The organism is Ochrobactrum sp. P6BSIII (assembly GCF_014138065.1).
In the GTDB taxonomy this organism is placed as follows: Bacteria; Pseudomonadota; Alphaproteobacteria; order Rhizobiales; family Rhizobiaceae; genus Brucella.
Map to the genome: position 1 here is coordinate 12,500 of NZ_JACGXB010000022.1, position 16,080 is coordinate 28,579.

Sequence of the window (16,080 nt, forward strand, 5' to 3'; positions counted from 1 at the left end):
CGTTCCGTTACTTGCCGATGATTTCGGTGAGGCTGACGCCGAAACGCGAAGAATCGTCTTCGAGCACGATGACTTCACCGCGTGCGATCACGCGACCGTTCACGACGATATCGACAGGATCGCCGATCTGCTTGTCGAGGGTGATCACCGCGCCGCGACCGAGCTTCATCAGATTGGCGACCGGCATGGTCGTGCCGCCGAGAACCACCTGCACATCAACGGGAATACCCATGATGAGTTCGAGATTGGGCTTGGAAGCACCTTTCTGTGCGCTACGCGGCTTATCTTCGCGCAGTTCCTCGATGGCTTCGTCCAGTTCCTGCTGCATGTTCTTGTCCTTGTTGTCAGCGCTCATGCCTGCCCCGCAATTTCAACGGTCGCCTTGCGGACCGCGCGATGCACGAACACCGGCAGCGCATTCTTTTCTTTCTGTTCGACGGCTGGCTCGCGGTTGCGGCCAGCACTGTCAGCGACCGAGCGGGCCAGGGTATCGGCCTGACGCATGTCGCGGGAGAGCGCCTTGCGCAGGCGGTTCAGCTCCTCAATGGCTTCTTCCATCTCGCGGCGCACGCGCTGGGTTTCGCCAAGGCGGGCCTCAAGCTTCACATTCTCATCGACGAGATCGGTGCGCTCGCTCTGGATCGCCTTTACGGCGCGTTCCAGACCATTGGAGGCAGCCGCGACGCGTAGCGCCAGCACCTTGCCGAGCTTGATCGTTTCGTTGGCCTTGCGACCGACCACGATCAGCGCGCCCAGCGAAGCAAGAGCCATCAGCGTGGAAAGAATATTAGCCAGCAACAAGCTCATCGATGAAATCCTCTTCCTGATTGACCGGGTCGCCGACCTTGACGGTGAAATGAATGCCCGATTTGCCGAGCGAACATTTGAAAAGCTGCTGGTTGCCTGCGCGCAGACGCACCTGCTCCATGGCGTCGGCAGGCAGTTTCAACACCTGTCCGATCTCCAGTTTGGACAGCGCGTCCAGCGTCATCGAACCTTGCTGAATGAAGGCTTCAAGCTCAATGCGGGCGCGGCTGACTTCATTGCGCAGCTTCTTGGCCCAGGTCGGGTCGGCCTGATTCATGGGGCGACGCAGGAAGGCAGCGACGGCGTCCTGCATCGGCTTGTGGGTGCTGCGCGGCAGCAGAAGATGCACCTGTCCGGTCTTGCCCGCTGCCGTCACATCAATCCGGCAGGCGAAAAGACGCGACCGTTCGAAATTGGTGCGGTCGAATTCGGCGATGTCGACGCATTCACCGGCGGCGAACATCGACTGCACACTGCCCGCCCAGCCCGACAGGGAGCCCGCGTTGAACACTTGATCCAGCGCACCGGCAAGATGGTCGGCGAGAAGGGCGGAAATCTTGTGTTCGACCATGCCGAACGGGCGCTCGACATCGACATTGCCGAGATTGCCTTGCGCGCCATACATGGCTTCGATGATCGAGAAGACCAGCGGCGCATCGACAGTCAGATAAAGCGTCGAGCCCCAGCGCTCCACCTTGAGCGGCGCAATGATGGCTGCGCTGTCGAGAATGGCGGAGAAAGCCGTGTCGTCCGCGCTTTCCACCGCACCGGCCTCAACTTCGAAAGCCGCCGCGCAACCATGCTTCAACCGCTCGCAGAAATGCGTGGAGGCATCCTTGAACACATGGGCAAGCGACTTCAGATCGTCGCCAGACAGTCCGGCTGCGCGCAGCAGATTGTCGGCCAGCACGTCATTCTTGCGGTGTTGTTCCGACATGGTCGCTTCAACAGTCGTTTCGGACGTTGTCATCTTATGCGGCCTGCTGTGTCGGCGCGCTCGCCATGGTTTCCTGTTCGACCACGTCGATGGTCGGGCGGTCGTAAGCGGAGATGGTCTTGCGTCCGTATTCAACCGCGATCTGTGGCAGCGAACCGTTCATATAGGCAAGCAGCGTCTGCTTCACGACGACATAGAGACGGTTCTTTTTCTCGCGGGTCGATTTGATCTTGGTCGCGATGGGACCGACAACGCCATAGGAAAAGAAGATACCGGCGAAGGTGCCGACAAGGGCTGCACCAATCAGGTGGCCGAGCACTTCCGGTGACTGGTCCAGCGCGCCCATGGCCTTGATAACGCCGAGAACGGCGGCAACGATGCCAAGCGCTGGCAGGGCTTCCGAGATCGTGACCATGGCCTGATAAGGCTTCAGCTTGTCGCGGGCGATGGTGTGGATTTCCTCGTCCATCAGCGCTTCGATTTCGTGCGAGCGCACATTGCCGACAATGATGAGGCGGCAATAATCGCAGATGAAGTGGGTGAGGTCTTCGTTTTTCAGAACGCTCGGATAGGCCAGAAAGATCGGCGATTCCTTGGGATTGTCGATATGGACTTCCACTTCATTGCGCGACTTGGCGCGCAATTCGCGCATCAGGCTATAGAGCAGGCCCAGAACATCCAGATAATCGCGCTGCTTGGGCACGGCGTTGGTGAACGCTTCCATGCAGGCGCGGCCGGTATCCTTCACGAGCGAAAACGGGTTGGCGACGAAGAACGTGCCGAGCGCCGCGCCCAGAATGATGACGAACTCCCATGGCTGGATGAGCACGCTGACATGTCCGCCCATGGCGATAAAGCCGCCCAGCATACAGCCCAGTGTGATGGCGAGACCAATGATAATGCCCAAAGCCCGAGACTCCCGCAGAATAGTTCTTTGAATCAAACATAGGCAGCGCGGCTTGCGCGAAACTTGCCGATGATCACCCGAGGGCCACGGAGTTTCATCAGCTTCGGACAAGCTTGGTCTCGCATAAAGGATGGAACTATCAGCAGGGGGTCATGCACATGGTCGATACGATGACGAGCTATCGCCTGATCGCGTCGGATATGACGCGGTCTTTGCAGCGCGTTTCGAAAGAACCGGTAGTGTCTCGGGAAACGGCGTATTTCCAGGAAAACATCGGCAATGTGAAATCAATCGACGATTTCATGTCGGATACCCGCCTTTTCAATTATGCGATGAAGGCGTTCGGTCTGGAAGACATGGCCTATGCCAAAGCTTTCGTGCGCAAGATCCTGACGGAAGGCGTCACGGATGACGACGCCATGGCCAACAAGCTGACCGACAAGCGCTATAAGGAATTTGCGACCGTTTTCGACTTTGCGGGCAAGGGCGCCGAGGCAACCCAAAGCACCGATGCACAGCAGGGCGTGGTGGATAAATATCTACGCCAGACGCTGGAAACTGAAGCCGGTGACCAGAATGAAGGTGTGCGTCTGGCGCTCTATTTCCAGCGCAAGGCTTCGACCATCACCAATGCTTATGAAATCCTTGGCGACAAGGCTTTGCTGACCACCGTGCAGACCATGTTCGGCTGGCCGACCACCATGTCCAATGCCGATATCGACAAGCAGGCAAAGATGGTCGAAGGCAAGATCGATATCTCGCAATTGTCCGATCCCGACTATGTGTCGAAACTCATTTCGCGCTTCACGGCCATGTATGAAATGAACAATCCGAGCGCCAGCAGCCCTGCCTCCATCGCGTCGTTTCTGCTCGGTAGTACGTCGTCTATCGGCATCTCGACGGCTATTCTTACCACCTTGCAGAACTTCAAGCCGGGCGGTCGCTGATCCATGCAGAATAATTCGATCTATGTCGGGCTTTCCTCGCTCATTACGCTTGAACGGCGAATGGATTCGATTGCCCAGAATGTCGCCAACGTTTCCACCGTCGGTTTCCGGGGCGAGGGCACCAAGTTCGATTCGATTGTCTCCAAAAAGGCAAGCGACGATGTGAGCTTTGCCAGCGCGGGCAAAAGCTATATTCGCACCGAGCCCGGCCCGATGGTCAAGACGGACAATCCGCTCGACATCGCCGTCAAGGGCGATGCGTGGCTGTCGCTCAACACGCCGCAGGGCCAGATCTACACGCGCGACGGGCGCATGAAGATGCTGGCGACTGGCGAGCTGGTTTCGATGATGGGCTATTCGGTGCTTGATGTCGGCGGCGCGCCGATGATGCTCAATCCGGATGGCGGCGCGCCCAAGATTTCCGCCGATGGCGCGGTCTATCAGAATGGCGCGCAGATCGGTTCTCTTGGTCTTTATTCCATTCCTGCCGATGCCGAGCTGAAATATGCGGGCAATTCCGGCGTGATCCCCAACAAGGCTGCAACGCCGGTTTTCGACGACAACAGCGTCGGCGTGGTGCAGGGCATGATCGAAGGCTCGAATGTTGACGCCATGACGGAAATGACGCGCCTCATCAGCGTCAGCCGCGCCTTTGAACAGGTCAATAATCTGCTGTCCCAGCAGGAAGCGACCGTGTCTGAAGCCATCAAGACGCTGGGCTCCAAAAACGGATGACGCCAGATTTACCGCTCGCGCGGCTTGCCGCCTTTGCTCGTCAACAGGCCGTGGAACCGAAGTCCTTATCCGGCATCGGGGGCACGGTCAGCGACGTGTCACGCTCGGCGATAGCCGTGCGCGGGCTGTCGCGCGATGCGCGGCTTGGCGATGCGGTGGCGATAAGGGCTGCGGGCGGCACCAGTCTGGCGGAAATCATCCGCGTTGCGGATACGCAGGTTCTCGTGAAGCCCTTCGATGACCGGATCATTCCCTCATTGGGGGCCGCGGTTTTCGAGGAAGGTCAGCTCAGCATCCGTCCGGCGCTCGAATGGCGCGGGCGGGTGATCAATGCGCTGGGGCAGCCGATTGACGGCAGGGGCGCGCTTCTGCCCGGTCCGCGTCCGATGGCGTCTGAAAATCTGGCGCCGGCTGCTTTGCGCCGGGGTCGTGTGGATCGCGGGCTGCGCACTGGCGTCGATGTGATCGACATTTTCACGCCGCTTTGCTTTGGCCAGCGTATCGGCATTTTTGCCGGTTCCGGCGTCGGTAAATCCACGCTGCTGGCCATGATGACGCGTGCTGCCGATTTCGACACGGTGGTGCTGGCGCTGACCGGCGAGCGCGGACGCGAAGTGCGCGAGATGTTGGAAGAAACCATGGCCGGCCATCTCGACAAGACCATCACCGTCGTCGCGACAGGTGATGAAAGCCCGATGATGCGCCGTCTCGCACCCAATACGGCGACGGCGATTGCGGAATATTTCCGCGATCTTGGCCAGAATGTTCTGCTGATTGTTGATTCCGTCACGCGCTTTGCCCATGCGGCGCGCGAGGTGGCGATTGCGGCGGAAGAGCCGCCGGTTTCGCGCGGTTATCCGCCGAGCGTGTTCAGCCAGCTGCCGCGCCTTCTGGAGCGTGCCGGGCCGGGCAGCGCTGATACAGGCGGTAGCATTACCGGCATTTACTCGGTGCTCGTAGATGGCGACGATCATAATGATCCGGTATCCGATACGATTCGTGGCACGCTGGACGGCCATATCGTGCTCGACCGTACGATTGCAGCGCTGGGGCGCTTTCCGGCGGTCGATGTGCCGGGCTCGGTTTCGCGTCTCGCCAAGCACAACTGGACGGCGGAGCAGCGCAAGCTCGTCAGCCAGCTTCGCAGCATGGTGGCCCGCTTCGAGGAAACACGCGATCTGCGCGCCATTGGTGCGTATCAGAAGGGACATGACGGGATTCTCGATCAGGCGGTGGATCTCGTTCCGCGCATCTATGATGCCTTGCAGCAATCCCCCGAGACACCGCGTTCAGACGATCCCTATCAGAAACTCGCCGCCGCGTTGCGCGGGGAAAAACAGGCATCCAATCCATGATGACGGGCAACAAGAACCGACGCAAAAACGCCGAAGAAAAGATTTTGGCCGATCTGGAAGCGGAAGTGGAAACCGTCGCCGCGCAAGAGGGCGGCAAGAGACCGCATAGCAAGGTCGATCGCTATCTCAAGATTGCAGCGGTCACGCTGGCTGCTGGTTGTGCCATGCTGCCTTTCATCACCTATCTCCAGCGCATCGAGCTTGCACCTGCCGAAAAGGCGGAACGCAAGATCATCGATCCGCTGGACCGTTCGGAACAGAAGACGGTGCGCCGCTTTCCGTCCTTTCGCCCCTCGGATCGTGTTGCCCCCAGTGCGGATATCGATAACACCATGACCGGCTCGGTCATGTCCAACGGCAAAGGTCTGCCGGGGACCGGGGCTGGCACTGGCGGCGAAGGCGGTGGTGACGGACAGGCTTTCCCGAAGCCGGTCTTTGCGCTGCGCGAAGTCGTGGGTGGCATGGCGATGATCGAGGATACATCCGGCTACTGGTTCGTGGAAAAAGGATCGCTGCTGCCGGATGGCAGCCGCCTTGTTTCCATCGGTCAGGGCTCTGGAACCTGGCAATTGACTACGTCGTCGGGCGACGTGATTGAAATGCGGAGGTAGGGGAGTAGGGCAGTAAGGGAATAGGGGAAGTATGTTTTGGTTGCGGACGACCGCAGCGACCGTAATCTCCTACTGCCCTACTGCCCTACTGCCCTACTGCCCTACTGCCCTACTGCCTTAATCCCCTACTCCCTTACCCCCCGCAAGCTTGACGCAAGTTCCGCCCCGTAAATTAACGAACGGTAAAGGCGGGAAACTCCATGAGCTCCATTCATCTTTTCGATCTGGCCGCAAGGCAAGTGCAGTGGCTGTCGGTTCGGCAAGCGACTGTCGCTGGCAATGTCGCCAATGCGAACACGCCGGATTTCAAGGCGCGCGACGTTCAGCCCTTCGCCGATGTGCTCGACAAGACGCAGCTCACCATGGCTGCGACCAGTCCGCAGCATCTTGAAGCCGAAGCAAACGGCATCGCGGGCGCACGCCTGCGCCCCGACGACATCACCGAGGAAACCCATTCGGGCAATACCGTCGATGTCGAGCAGGAAATGATGAAGGCAGGCGAGATTTCCCGCGAATATTCGCTCAACACCAGCATCGTCAAAGCGTTCCATCGCATGATGCTTTCAGTCGCGAAGGGATAATCCATGTCTTCCGACGCCTTGCAGAATTCACTGAAGATCGCAGCCTCGGGCCTTTCGGCCCAGTCGACACGTCTGCGCATCGTTTCGGAAAACATCGCTAATGCCCAGTCGACGGGCAAGACGGCGACCGACGATCCCTATCGCCGCAAGACGGTTTCTTTCCGCACCGAGCTGGAACATGGCACGGGCGCCGCAGAAGTGCGCGTTGCGGAAGTGGGCAAGGATACCTCGCCCTTCGTCGAACAATACGATCCGAGCCATCCCGCCGCCGATGAGCGCGGCTATGTCCGTTACCCGAACGTCAACATGGTCGTCGAAATGGCGGACATGCGTGAAGCCAACCGTTCTTATGAAGCCAATTTGCAGGTCGTCAAGCAGGCGCGTGAGCTGATCTCGATGACCATCGATCTCCTGAGGAGCACATAATGTACGACTCGATCATGAGCATTTCGGCGCGCAATGCCCTGTCGCGCCTTTCCGAAACCGTCGCCGAGAATGGCGTCGGTTCTGCCGCTTCCACGACTGCGCCGCAGGCTGTTCCGACAGCGCCCGGCGCGTCCTTCGGCGATGTGCTGTCGCAGATGACGGATTCGGTCGGCCAGAAATTGCAGGCGGCGGAAGCCACCTCCATTCAGGGCATCAAGGGCAATGCGCCGGTGAACGAGGTGGTCAGCTCGGTCATGGAAGCAGAGCAGTCGCTCCAGACGGCAATCGCGATCCGCGACAAGATTGTGCAGGCCTATCTCGAGATCAGCCGCATGTCGATTTAAAGCATTTCCAGCAAAAGTGCGAAGCGGTTTTGCGTCGGATAATGCGTAAAAACAAATAGTTAGAGCGGATTCAACGATACCGTTCTAACTGAGCCGCTCTCATCCCGCATACGCTCAGCAGATCAAGGACGCGCCATGAAAGCCCTGACGATTGCCGCAACCGGCATGAACGCCCAGCAGCTCAATCTGGAAGTGATCGCCAACAATATCGCCAATATCAATACAACGGGCTTCAAGCGCGCGCGTGCCGAATTTTCGGATCTGCTCTACCAGTCCGAGCGCACGGCGGGCATTCCCAATCAGGCCAATGAGAGCATTGTGCCCGAAGGCGCGCTGGTCGGTCTCGGCGTCCAGACAGCCGCTGTTCGCAACCTGCATATTCAGGGCAGCTTTAACCAGACCGGAAATCCGTTCGATCTGGCGCTGACCGGGCAGGGCTGGTTCCAGATCCAGAGCCCAACGGGCGAAACGCTCTATACCCGCGCTGGCGCATTCAACAAGAATGCCGACGGCCAGATCGTGACGCTCGACGGCAATATCGTGCAGCCGGGCATCGTGGTTCCGGAAAATGCGCTTGAAGTCACCGTCAGCGACACCGGACAGGTTTTCGCGAAGGTGCAGGAGCAAAACGGCATTCAGATCAACCAGATCGGCCAGCTTCAGCTTGCGAATTTCACCAATGAAGCTGGTCTCGAACCGCTGGGCGACAATCTCTATCGCGAAACGGAAGCCTCCGGCGGACCACTGGTGGGCGATCCGGGCGATCCGGGTTTTGGTTCGATCAAGCAGGGATATCTGGAAGCATCGAATGTCGATCCGGTGAAGGAAATCACCGATCTGATTACGGCGCAGCGCGCCTATGAAATGAATTCCAAGGTCATTCAGGCCGCCGACGAAATGGCGGCGACCGTATCGAAGAACATGCGCTAACGGTGATCGCCATGAAACGCGCCAAAGGAAGTGACATCAAAGCCCGGTCCTGGTTCAGACGCGCCGCATTGGCGGCTGCCGGAGCGGCCGGTCTTGCAGCTGCTGCGATTTCGGGGGCTTCCGCCACCGATCGCATCGCTTTCGTCGTGCCTTCGGCGACCGTTTACCCCGGACAGGTCGTCAGCAATGTCGCGCTGGTCGAGAAGAAGTTCTACATCAGCGCCCCTGCTGCGCAGCAATATGTGCTGTCGGTGGATCAGGCAGACGGCAAGGTCGCGCGCAAGACGCTGATCGCCGGCAAGCCGATCCTCGTTGCCGCCCTTTCGGAGCCGTCGCTGGTCAAGCGCGGCGTGCCGGTGACGATGGTGTTCGATTCCGGCGTCATGACAATTACCGCCGTCGGCATTCCGCTGGAATCCGGCGCGGCAGGCGATTTCATCAAGGTACGCAACAGCGACAGCGGCGTCATCGTGCCCGGCACGGTGCTGGCTGATGGCCGTATTCAAGTGGGGATGCGGTGAGAAAAACCTGGGCTACGCTGATCGCCATTCTGGCTCTCGCGCTTCAACCCGTTGCGGTTCTGGCGGATGAGTCGGCCAAGAACGTGAAGGATTTCGGCAGCGCCGTGGAAGCGGATGCCGATTGGCTTGGCGCGGGCGGCGATCCGTCCAAGATGGCCTATGCGGAGCTTGGCCGTGGCAGCGCTGTTGCGCGCCTCAAGGACATCGCGACCATTCAGGGCGTGCGCGAAAACCAGCTTGTCGGGTACGGTCTGGTGATCGGTCTCAAGGGTACGGGCGATAGCCTGCGCAATTCGCCTTTCACCGAACAGTCCATGCGCGCCATGCTCGATAATCTCGGTATCAATGCGCCGCGCAACTCCACGCGTTCGAAGAATACCGCTGCTGTCATCGTAACCGCCAATCTGCCCGCCTTTGCCGGTTCCGGCTCGCGCATCGATGTGACCGTTTCGTCCATTGGCGATTCCACCTCATTGCAGGGCGGCACGCTGGTCATGACGCAGTTGATGGGCGCGGACAATCAGATCTACGCTGTCGCGCAGGGCAATATGATCGTCTCCGGCTTTACTGCCGAAGGTGATGCGGCCTCCGTCACACAGGGCGTACCGACGTCGGGCCGCATTCCGAACGGCGCGCTGGTCGAGCGCGAGGTTGCCGGTAACTTCGGCAAGGACAGTGAGATGATCGTCGAGCTGCGCGATCCCGATTTCACAACTGCCGTGCGCACTGCCGATACGATCAATATTTTTGCCAAGCGTCGTTATGGACGCGGCGTTGCTCTGGCGCGCGATGCCAAGACGATCCGCCTGTCGCGTCCGAAAAATGTGCCAGCCGCCCGCTTCCTCGCGGAGCTGGAAGGCCTGCCGATCACCACGGATGAAGTGGCGCGCGTGGTCGTTGACGAACGGACCGGCACCGTGGTCATCGGTGCGAAGGTGCGCATTTCCAAAGTGGCGATCAGCCATGGCAGCCTGACGGTGCGCGTGACGGAAACGCCGATGGTCGTGCAGCCTGAACCGTTCAGCGACGGCGTGACGGCGATGGAGCCGAACACTGATATTGCCGTCAACCAGCCGAATGCCAAGATCGGGATTCTGACCGGCGCCAATCTGGAAAATCTGGTCAAGGGTCTCAACCAGATGGGCGTGAAGCCGACGGGCATCATCGCCATCCTTCAGGCGATCAAGTCGTCCGGCGCGCTTCACGCGGAACTGGTGGTGCAATGATGAAGCCGGGGATGAGAGCGGACATGATGGTGAAACAGGCAATCCGCTGCGGTTCGGCTCTGGCGCTCCTTTTTGCGAGCGCCTTGCCGGTATTGGCCCAGGAAACACCGGCTGCCGCATCGCAGCCGGCAGTGCAGGCAAGCGCGCAGCCCTCTGCGACGCCAGCCTCCATGCCGCCCGCAAATCTCGGCAATCTGGATGAAATCCGCAAATATTGCGGCAATATCGACAATCAGGCGGCCGATGCCCGCTATTCGTTGCAGGCCAAGCAGCTCACCGACCTCAAGGCCGAGGTCGACGAGCGGATGCAGGCGCTGGAAGAAAAGCGCAAGGAATACGAGATGTGGCTGAAGCGCCGTGACGACTTCGTCAGCAAGGCGCAGGATTCGCTGGTCGACATCATTTCCAAGATGAAACCCGACGCGGCGGCAGCCCAGATGGCGATGATCGGCGATGAGGCCGCAGCCGCCTTGATCCTCAAGCTCAATCCTCGTGTTTCGAGCATCATTTTGAATGAAATGCCGCCAGACAAGGCGGCGAAGCTTGCGCGCATCATCGTCGGCTCGCAGCGCACAACGACCCCGCCGCCAGCGGCGAAGGACCAGCGCGCCCAGGCGCAAACCGGGAATACGGTGCAATGACAGGAAGCATGAACAAGACTATTTTCGCTGCGACCGCTCTGGCGCTTCTGGCCGGTTGCGCCGTGAAGCCGGAAGAAATTGGTCGTGCGCCGGACCTGTCGCCGGTCGCCGCCAATCTCGGCATGCAGAACAATCCGCAATATAATGGCTATCCATCGCGTCCGGCCAAGCCGGATTATTCGTTGTGGAACCAGCGCTCGACCAATTTCTTCAAGGATCCGCGCGCTGCCGAGCCGGGCGATGTCTTGACCGTGATCATCTCCATCAATGATCGCGCCAATCTCGACAACAAGACCGACCGCGAGCGTGTGTCGAAGGGCATTTATGGCGCTGGCGGTTCGTTCAAGACCAGCAGCAGCACCGGTGCCGGTGCTGGTGGCGACATGGATGGTTCCATCAACACCCATTCGGACACCTCGGCCAAGGGCAAGGGGACGATCAAGCGCAGTGAAGATATCAGCCTTCAGGTTGCGGCTATCGTCACCGACACCTTGCCCAATGGCAACATGATCATTCGCGGTTCGCAGGAAGTGCGCGTCAACAATGAGCTGCGTGTGCTGAATGTCACGGGTGTCGTGCGTCCGCGCGATATTTCCGGCTCCAACACCATTTCCTACGACAAGATCGCCGAGGCCCGCATTTCCTATGGCGGTCGCGGACGGTTGAGCGAGGTGCAGCAGCCGCCTTACGGCCAGCAGATCCTCGATCAGGTTTCGCCTTTCTGACCTTTTGTTTCCATGCACATCCCAATTTTCGGGATGTGCTTCAAAGTTGAGCATCGATGAGCGACACGGCACTGGACAAGAATGACGGCAAGGCAAAGGGCTCCATGATGGGGCTGCTGGCGGCTGTCGTTGCTCTCACCGCTATCGCTGCCGGTGGCGGCTGGTATCTGGGCGGGATGATTTCCGCCGACCAGCAGGCAACCGCCAAGACGACGGGCAAGGAAGACAAGCCGAAGCCGGGCGATTTCGAATCGCGCTCCATCGGCGCAGTCGTGCCGTTGAAGCCTATTGTCACCAATCTGGGCATTCCACAGAACACCTGGGTACGGCTGGAGGCGTCTCTGGTCGCCAAGCCCGGCCATGAAATACCGGCGGCCATGGCTGCCAATGTTGGCGATGATTTCCTGAGCTTTCTGCGCAGCGTCAATCTCATGCAATTGCAAGGCGCGGCAGGACTTGCCTATCTGCGCGCCGATCTCGAAGAACGCGCCCGCCTGCGCTCGGAAGGCGCGGTGGACCGGGTCTTTATTTCGGCACTGGTCGTAGAATGAAAAAACTCCTTGGTCTCGGCGTTCTCCTGACGCTTGCATTCACTGTTGCTGCCCATGCGCAGCAGGCCCAGCCCGCGCTGACGCTGGAAAATCTGCTGCCCGCAGGCAGCGGCGCCGCCAGCGGGCAGATCGTCCAGCTCTTCGGGCTCCTGACGGTGCTGTCCATCGCGCCGGGCATTTTGATCATGGTGACAAGCTTCACGCGCTTCGCCATCGCCTTCTCGCTTCTGCGTTCAGGCCTTGGTCTTCAGACCGCGCCTGCCAGCATGGTGATGATCTCGCTTGCCCTGTTCATGACGTTCTATGTCATGGCGCCCGCCTTTGATCGCGCCTGGAACAATGGCGTGCAGCCCCTGATGCGTAACGAGATAACGCAACAGGCCGCGTTGACCGAGATTTCGCAGCCCTTTCGCGAATTCATGATGGGGCAGGTGCGCGACAAGGATCTGCGCCTGTTCGAAGACCTTGCCGATCCGTCTTTCCGCACTGGAGAGGACGGCATCGTGGATTTCCGCGTACTGGTTCCGGCCTTCATGATTTCGGAATTGCGCCGCGGCTTTGAAATCGGCTTCCTGATCGTGCTGCCGTTTCTGGTGATCGATCTCGTCGTGGCGACGCTCACAATGTCCATGGGCATGATGATGCTGCCGCCAACGGTAATCTCGCTGCCGTTCAAGATTCTGTTCTTCGTGCTGATCGACGGCTGGAATATTCTGGTCGGAAGCCTGATTCGCTCGTTCTCCTGACCCGATTTGGTACAGTTGCGAAAGCGCCCGGCAAAATTCGGCATCAGAATCTGAGTGTTCGTTATAATTCGACCGAATAAATTAGTATTTCTTTAATGTTTGGGTCTTAAGTCTCGGCACATGGTGGGTTTCCGCGTCTTAGCGGAGACAGGCATGATGCCGCTCCACTATGCCGGTATCCCTCAAGTCCGGCCTGTCCCTCAGTTTGATTTTTCCCAAGGGGCAAAACAATGGCTAGCATTCTTACAAATTCGTCGGCTCTGACCGCTCTCCAGACTCTGGCTTCGACCAACAAGGCTCTGGAAACCACGCAGAACCGCATTTCGACCGGTCTGCGCATCGGCGAAGCTTCGGACAATGCTTCGTACTGGTCCATCGCAACGTCGATGAAGTCCGACAACAAGGCCAACTCGGCTGTTCAGGACGCTCTCGGCCTCGGCGCTGGTAAGGTTGACACGGCTTACACCGCGATCAACGACATCAAGGATCAGGTCGACAAGATGAAGACCCTCCTGATCAGCGCGCAGGGTGCAAGCCTGGAAGATCAGCAGAAAATTTCGACTGAAATCACGGCTATTCAGGGCCAGATCAAGTCGTCTGCAACCAACGCTAACTACGCTGGTGCTAACCTGCTGGTAAACGACGGCGCTGCCACGGAAGACCTTAAGGTTGTCGCTTCGTACAACCGCGTTGGCACTGACGTAACCATCGACACTGTTGATGTTGCTGCTGCTGACGTTCAGGTTCTCGACACGGCTGGCACCGGCGGCATCGTTGGCGGTCTCCTTGCTTCGACCTTCTTCGACACGACCGGCACGACCGCTCTGGATTCGGCTGCGATCAAGACCGCTCTGGAATCCGTTGAAACCGCGCTGGGCAAGCTGACCACCGGTGCAGCGTCCCTCGGTGCTGCAAAGTCGCGCATCGAAACCCAGACGAGCTTCATTTCGAAGCTGTCGGACTCGGTTGAAAAGGGCGTTGGCCAGCTCGTCGACGCTGACATGAACGCTGAATCTGCTCGCCTTTCGGCTCTGCAGACCCAGCAGCAGCTCGGCATCCAGGCTCTCTCGATCGCTAACTCGTCGAGCCAGTCGATCCTGTCGCTGTTCCGCGGCTAATCGATAACTGAGTAGACAGCAAAGGAGCCGGTTCGCTGGCTCCTGCGAGTTCTCAGGCAAATCAGGGGTTCGCATCCGGACCGACCTGATCGGACCGGATGTCTTTGGGCGGAAAAGGGGCGCGGGATTTATTCCGCGCCCCATTTCGTTGTTGGGCCATCTCACTCCCGAAAGCTTCTGCTTTATCAGCCGCCACTTTCGCGCAAGCTTCGCGGTCTAGTTTGCATCCATCATGATGGCGGTGGTGTCGATGCAGCAGAATTTCCAGCAATTGATCGAACAACTCAGGGGAACGCTTGGCAAGCTTGGCGTGCGCAAGCTTGTTGCGCTCGGGCTTGTGGGTGCCGCCCTGATGGGTGCGATCCTCTACACGAGCTTCTATCTCAGCCGTCCATCCTATGAGACGCTCTATGTCGGTCTGTCGCGCGATGACGTGAACCGCATGGGCCTGGCGCTCGGCGAAGCCGGTATACCCTTCGATGTGAAGTCGGATGGTTCATCCATTCTGGTGCCGATCGGCAAGGCCGAAACCGCGCGCATGTATCTGGCCGAAAAGGGCCTGCCCACTTCGAACAATGCCGGTTATGAGCTGTTCGACAATATGGGCTCGCTGGGCCTCACCTCCTTCATGCAGGAAATCACCCGCGTTCGCGCGCTTGAAGGCGAGATCGCCCGCACAATTCAGGCGATTCGCGGCGTGAAGGCCGCCCGCGTGCACATCGTTCTGGCTGAAAAAGGCTCGTTCCGCCGTGGCGACCAGAAGCCGTCCGCTTCGGTGGTCATCCGCGCGGAAGGCGGCTTTGCAGCCGAATCGGCGCAGTCGATCCGCCAGCTCGTTGCCGCCGCCGTGCCGTCGCTCGATGCATCGTCTGTCACCGTTCTTGATACCAATGGCCGTCTGCTGGCCTCCGCAGGCGAAGCCGCCAATGGCGCTGCCCTCCTGACCGCCTCGCTGGAACAGCAGGTTGCCGGTAATGTCGACGACAGCATCCGCAAGGCGCTGGCACCTTATCTCGGTCTCGGTCATTTCCAGACCAGCGTGCAGGCAACGCTCAATACCGACCGCCGCCAGATCAACGAAACGACCTTCGATCCCGAATCGCGTGTCGAACGTTCGGTCCGCGTGGTGCGCGAAAGCGGCGATTCCCGCAACAATCGCGATAACAACGCGACCGGTGTGGAACAGAACATTCCGCAGGAAGAAATTCAGAACCGCAATGGCGAGACCTCGTCGGAAAAGACCGACCGCCGTGAGGAACTGACCAATTACGAAATGAACAGCAAGACGATTGCGACTGTCAGCGACGGCTATTCCGTCAAGCGCCTGTCGATTGCCGTTGTCATCGACCAGGCCCGCCTGCTGCAAACCGCCGGAACCACGCCGCCGCCTGCCAATTTCGTCGATCAGCAGATCACCAAGATTCGCGATCTCGTTGCTACCGCTGCCGGTCTCAATGCAGACCGCGGCGATGTCATCAACGTAACGGCCGTCAACTTCCTTGACCCGGCAGGCGCCGACATGGAGCCGGTTTCGGCGCCATGGACCGATACGCTGCTGCGCCAGAGCGGAAGCTACGTCAACGCGCTGGCCATCCTCGCCGCCGTCGGTCTGCTGATCTGGTTTGGTCTGCGTCCGCTGTTGCGTGACCAGACGGCCAAGCCAGCGGGCACGGAAGTCGCCATCCGCGAAGCCGGTGAAATCGCAGCGCCGAATTTCGTCGGTACACAGGCAGGCACCGAAGGCCATCAGGCTGTCATTGGCGGACCGGAAGCCTATGCCGATCAGATGAAGACCAGTCTCAGCGATCTGCGCCAGCGTATGCGTATGCCCGCCAAGCTTCGTCTGGAGCAGATGATCGAGATGGATGAAGAACGTGTTGCTGCCGTTCTCAAGCAGTGGATCGGCGGAAATGCTGCGAAGCAGCCTGTCCCTGCCGAACGGGTCAACGCACCGGAGCTTGAGGCTGCCTGA

At 59.4% G+C, this 16,080-nt stretch carries 20 protein-coding genes; 16 read left to right on the forward strand and 4 right to left on the reverse strand.

From position 1 onward, the window contains the following. Positions 1-7: 7 nt before the first annotated feature. From fliN to motA, 4 genes are read right to left on the reverse strand one after another with little or no spacing between them, the layout of a single operon-like run. Positions 8-355 (reverse strand): flagellar motor switch protein FliN, encoded by a 348-nt coding sequence (gene fliN, locus FHW00_RS22260; RefSeq protein ID WP_078340853.1) that lies wholly within the window; start codon positions 353-355, stop codon positions 8-10. After that, entirely contained in the window at positions 352-807 is a 456-nt protein-coding gene (locus FHW00_RS22265; RefSeq protein ID WP_078340854.1) for a BAB2_0123 family type IV secretion system effector, read from the reverse strand. Before FHW00_RS22265 ends, fliN begins: the two co-directional genes overlap by 4 nt. Further along, on the reverse strand, positions 788-1,777 hold the full coding sequence (locus FHW00_RS22270) for a FliM/FliN family flagellar motor switch protein (RefSeq protein WP_078340855.1): 990 nt from the start codon (positions 1,775-1,777) through the stop codon (positions 788-790). Before FHW00_RS22270 ends, FHW00_RS22265 begins: the two co-directional genes overlap by 20 nt. A gap of 1 nt (position 1,778) precedes the next feature. Beyond that, positions 1,779-2,651 (reverse strand): flagellar motor stator protein MotA, encoded by an 873-nt coding sequence (motA, locus tag FHW00_RS22275; RefSeq protein ID WP_078340856.1) that lies wholly within the window; start codon positions 2,649-2,651, stop codon positions 1,779-1,781. Between the two features lie 158 nt (positions 2,652-2,809). Here motA and FHW00_RS22280 point away from each other — a divergent pair, with 158 nt between their 5' ends. The 16 genes from FHW00_RS22280 to fliF all read left to right on the forward strand — a co-directional run bounded on the left by FHW00_RS22280 (position 2,810) and on the right by fliF (position 16,080). After that, positions 2,810-3,598, forward strand: a complete 789-nt coding sequence (locus tag FHW00_RS22280) for a DUF1217 domain-containing protein (protein ID WP_078340857.1) — start codon at positions 2,810-2,812, stop codon at positions 3,596-3,598. 3 nt (positions 3,599-3,601) lie between these two features. Further along, positions 3,602-4,333, forward strand: a complete 732-nt coding sequence (gene flgF, locus FHW00_RS22285; RefSeq protein WP_113534932.1) for a flagellar basal-body rod protein FlgF — start codon at positions 3,602-3,604, stop codon at positions 4,331-4,333. Next, positions 4,330-5,688 carry a flagellar protein export ATPase FliI gene (gene fliI, locus FHW00_RS22290; RefSeq protein ID WP_113534933.1) on the forward strand — a complete coding sequence of 453 codons (1,359 nt, stop codon included), beginning with the start codon at positions 4,330-4,332 and terminating at the stop codon, positions 5,686-5,688. Before flgF ends, fliI begins: the two co-directional genes overlap by 4 nt. Then, a complete protein-coding gene (locus tag FHW00_RS22295) occupies positions 5,685-6,299 on the forward strand; it encodes a hypothetical protein (protein WP_078340858.1) in 615 nt (204 codons plus the stop codon). Before fliI ends, FHW00_RS22295 begins: the two co-directional genes overlap by 4 nt. Before the next feature lie 200 nt (positions 6,300-6,499). After that, entirely contained in the window at positions 6,500-6,880 is a 381-nt protein-coding gene (flgB, locus tag FHW00_RS22300; RefSeq protein ID WP_078340859.1) for a flagellar basal body rod protein FlgB, read from the forward strand. A gap of 3 nt (positions 6,881-6,883) precedes the next feature. Continuing rightward, the gene (gene flgC / locus FHW00_RS22305) at positions 6,884-7,306 is read left to right on the forward strand and encodes a flagellar basal body rod protein FlgC (protein ID WP_078340860.1); all 423 of its coding nucleotides are present in this window, start codon (positions 6,884-6,886) and stop codon (positions 7,304-7,306) included. Continuing rightward, on the forward strand, positions 7,306-7,650 hold the full coding sequence (locus FHW00_RS22310) for a flagellar hook-basal body complex protein FliE (RefSeq protein ID WP_078340861.1): 345 nt from the start codon (positions 7,306-7,308) through the stop codon (positions 7,648-7,650). The genes flgC and FHW00_RS22310 overlap by 1 nt, the downstream gene beginning before the upstream one ends. A gap of 135 nt (positions 7,651-7,785) precedes the next feature. Then, the gene (gene flgG, locus FHW00_RS22315; RefSeq protein ID WP_078340862.1) at positions 7,786-8,580 is read left to right on the forward strand and encodes a flagellar basal-body rod protein FlgG; all 795 of its coding nucleotides are present in this window, start codon (positions 7,786-7,788) and stop codon (positions 8,578-8,580) included. An 11-nt stretch (positions 8,581-8,591) separates the two neighbouring features. After that, entirely contained in the window at positions 8,592-9,101 is a 510-nt protein-coding gene (gene flgA, locus FHW00_RS22320; protein WP_078340895.1) for a flagellar basal body P-ring formation chaperone FlgA, read from the forward strand. Next, complete coding sequence (locus FHW00_RS22325; protein WP_078340863.1) at positions 9,098-10,327, forward strand: flagellar basal body P-ring protein FlgI; 1,230 nt, start codon at positions 9,098-9,100, stop codon at positions 10,325-10,327. The genes flgA and FHW00_RS22325 overlap by 4 nt, the downstream gene beginning before the upstream one ends. A 170-nt stretch (positions 10,328-10,497) precedes the next feature. Then, the gene (locus FHW00_RS22330; RefSeq protein WP_280993566.1) at positions 10,498-10,968 is read left to right on the forward strand and encodes a MotE family protein; all 471 of its coding nucleotides are present in this window, start codon (positions 10,498-10,500) and stop codon (positions 10,966-10,968) included. Then, complete coding sequence (flgH, locus tag FHW00_RS22335) at positions 10,965-11,693, forward strand: flagellar basal body L-ring protein FlgH (RefSeq protein WP_078340864.1); 729 nt, start codon at positions 10,965-10,967, stop codon at positions 11,691-11,693. The genes FHW00_RS22330 and flgH overlap by 4 nt, the downstream gene beginning before the upstream one ends. A gap of 56 nt (positions 11,694-11,749) precedes the next feature. After that, positions 11,750-12,244 carry a flagellar basal body-associated FliL family protein gene (locus tag FHW00_RS22340; protein WP_078340865.1) on the forward strand — a complete coding sequence of 165 codons (495 nt, stop codon included), beginning with the start codon at positions 11,750-11,752 and terminating at the stop codon, positions 12,242-12,244. Beyond that, positions 12,241-12,990 carry a flagellar type III secretion system pore protein FliP gene (gene fliP, locus FHW00_RS22345; RefSeq protein WP_078340866.1) on the forward strand — a complete coding sequence of 250 codons (750 nt, stop codon included), beginning with the start codon at positions 12,241-12,243 and terminating at the stop codon, positions 12,988-12,990. The genes FHW00_RS22340 and fliP overlap by 4 nt, the downstream gene beginning before the upstream one ends. A 230-nt stretch (positions 12,991-13,220) precedes the next feature. Then, positions 13,221-14,108 carry a flagellin N-terminal helical domain-containing protein gene (locus tag FHW00_RS22350; protein ID WP_078340867.1) on the forward strand — a complete coding sequence of 296 codons (888 nt, stop codon included), beginning with the start codon at positions 13,221-13,223 and terminating at the stop codon, positions 14,106-14,108. Between the two features lie 235 nt (positions 14,109-14,343). After that, positions 14,344-16,080: a flagellar basal-body MS-ring/collar protein FliF gene (gene fliF / locus FHW00_RS22355; RefSeq protein WP_078340897.1), complete on the forward strand. Its 1,737-nt coding sequence runs from the start codon at positions 14,344-14,346 to the stop codon at positions 16,078-16,080.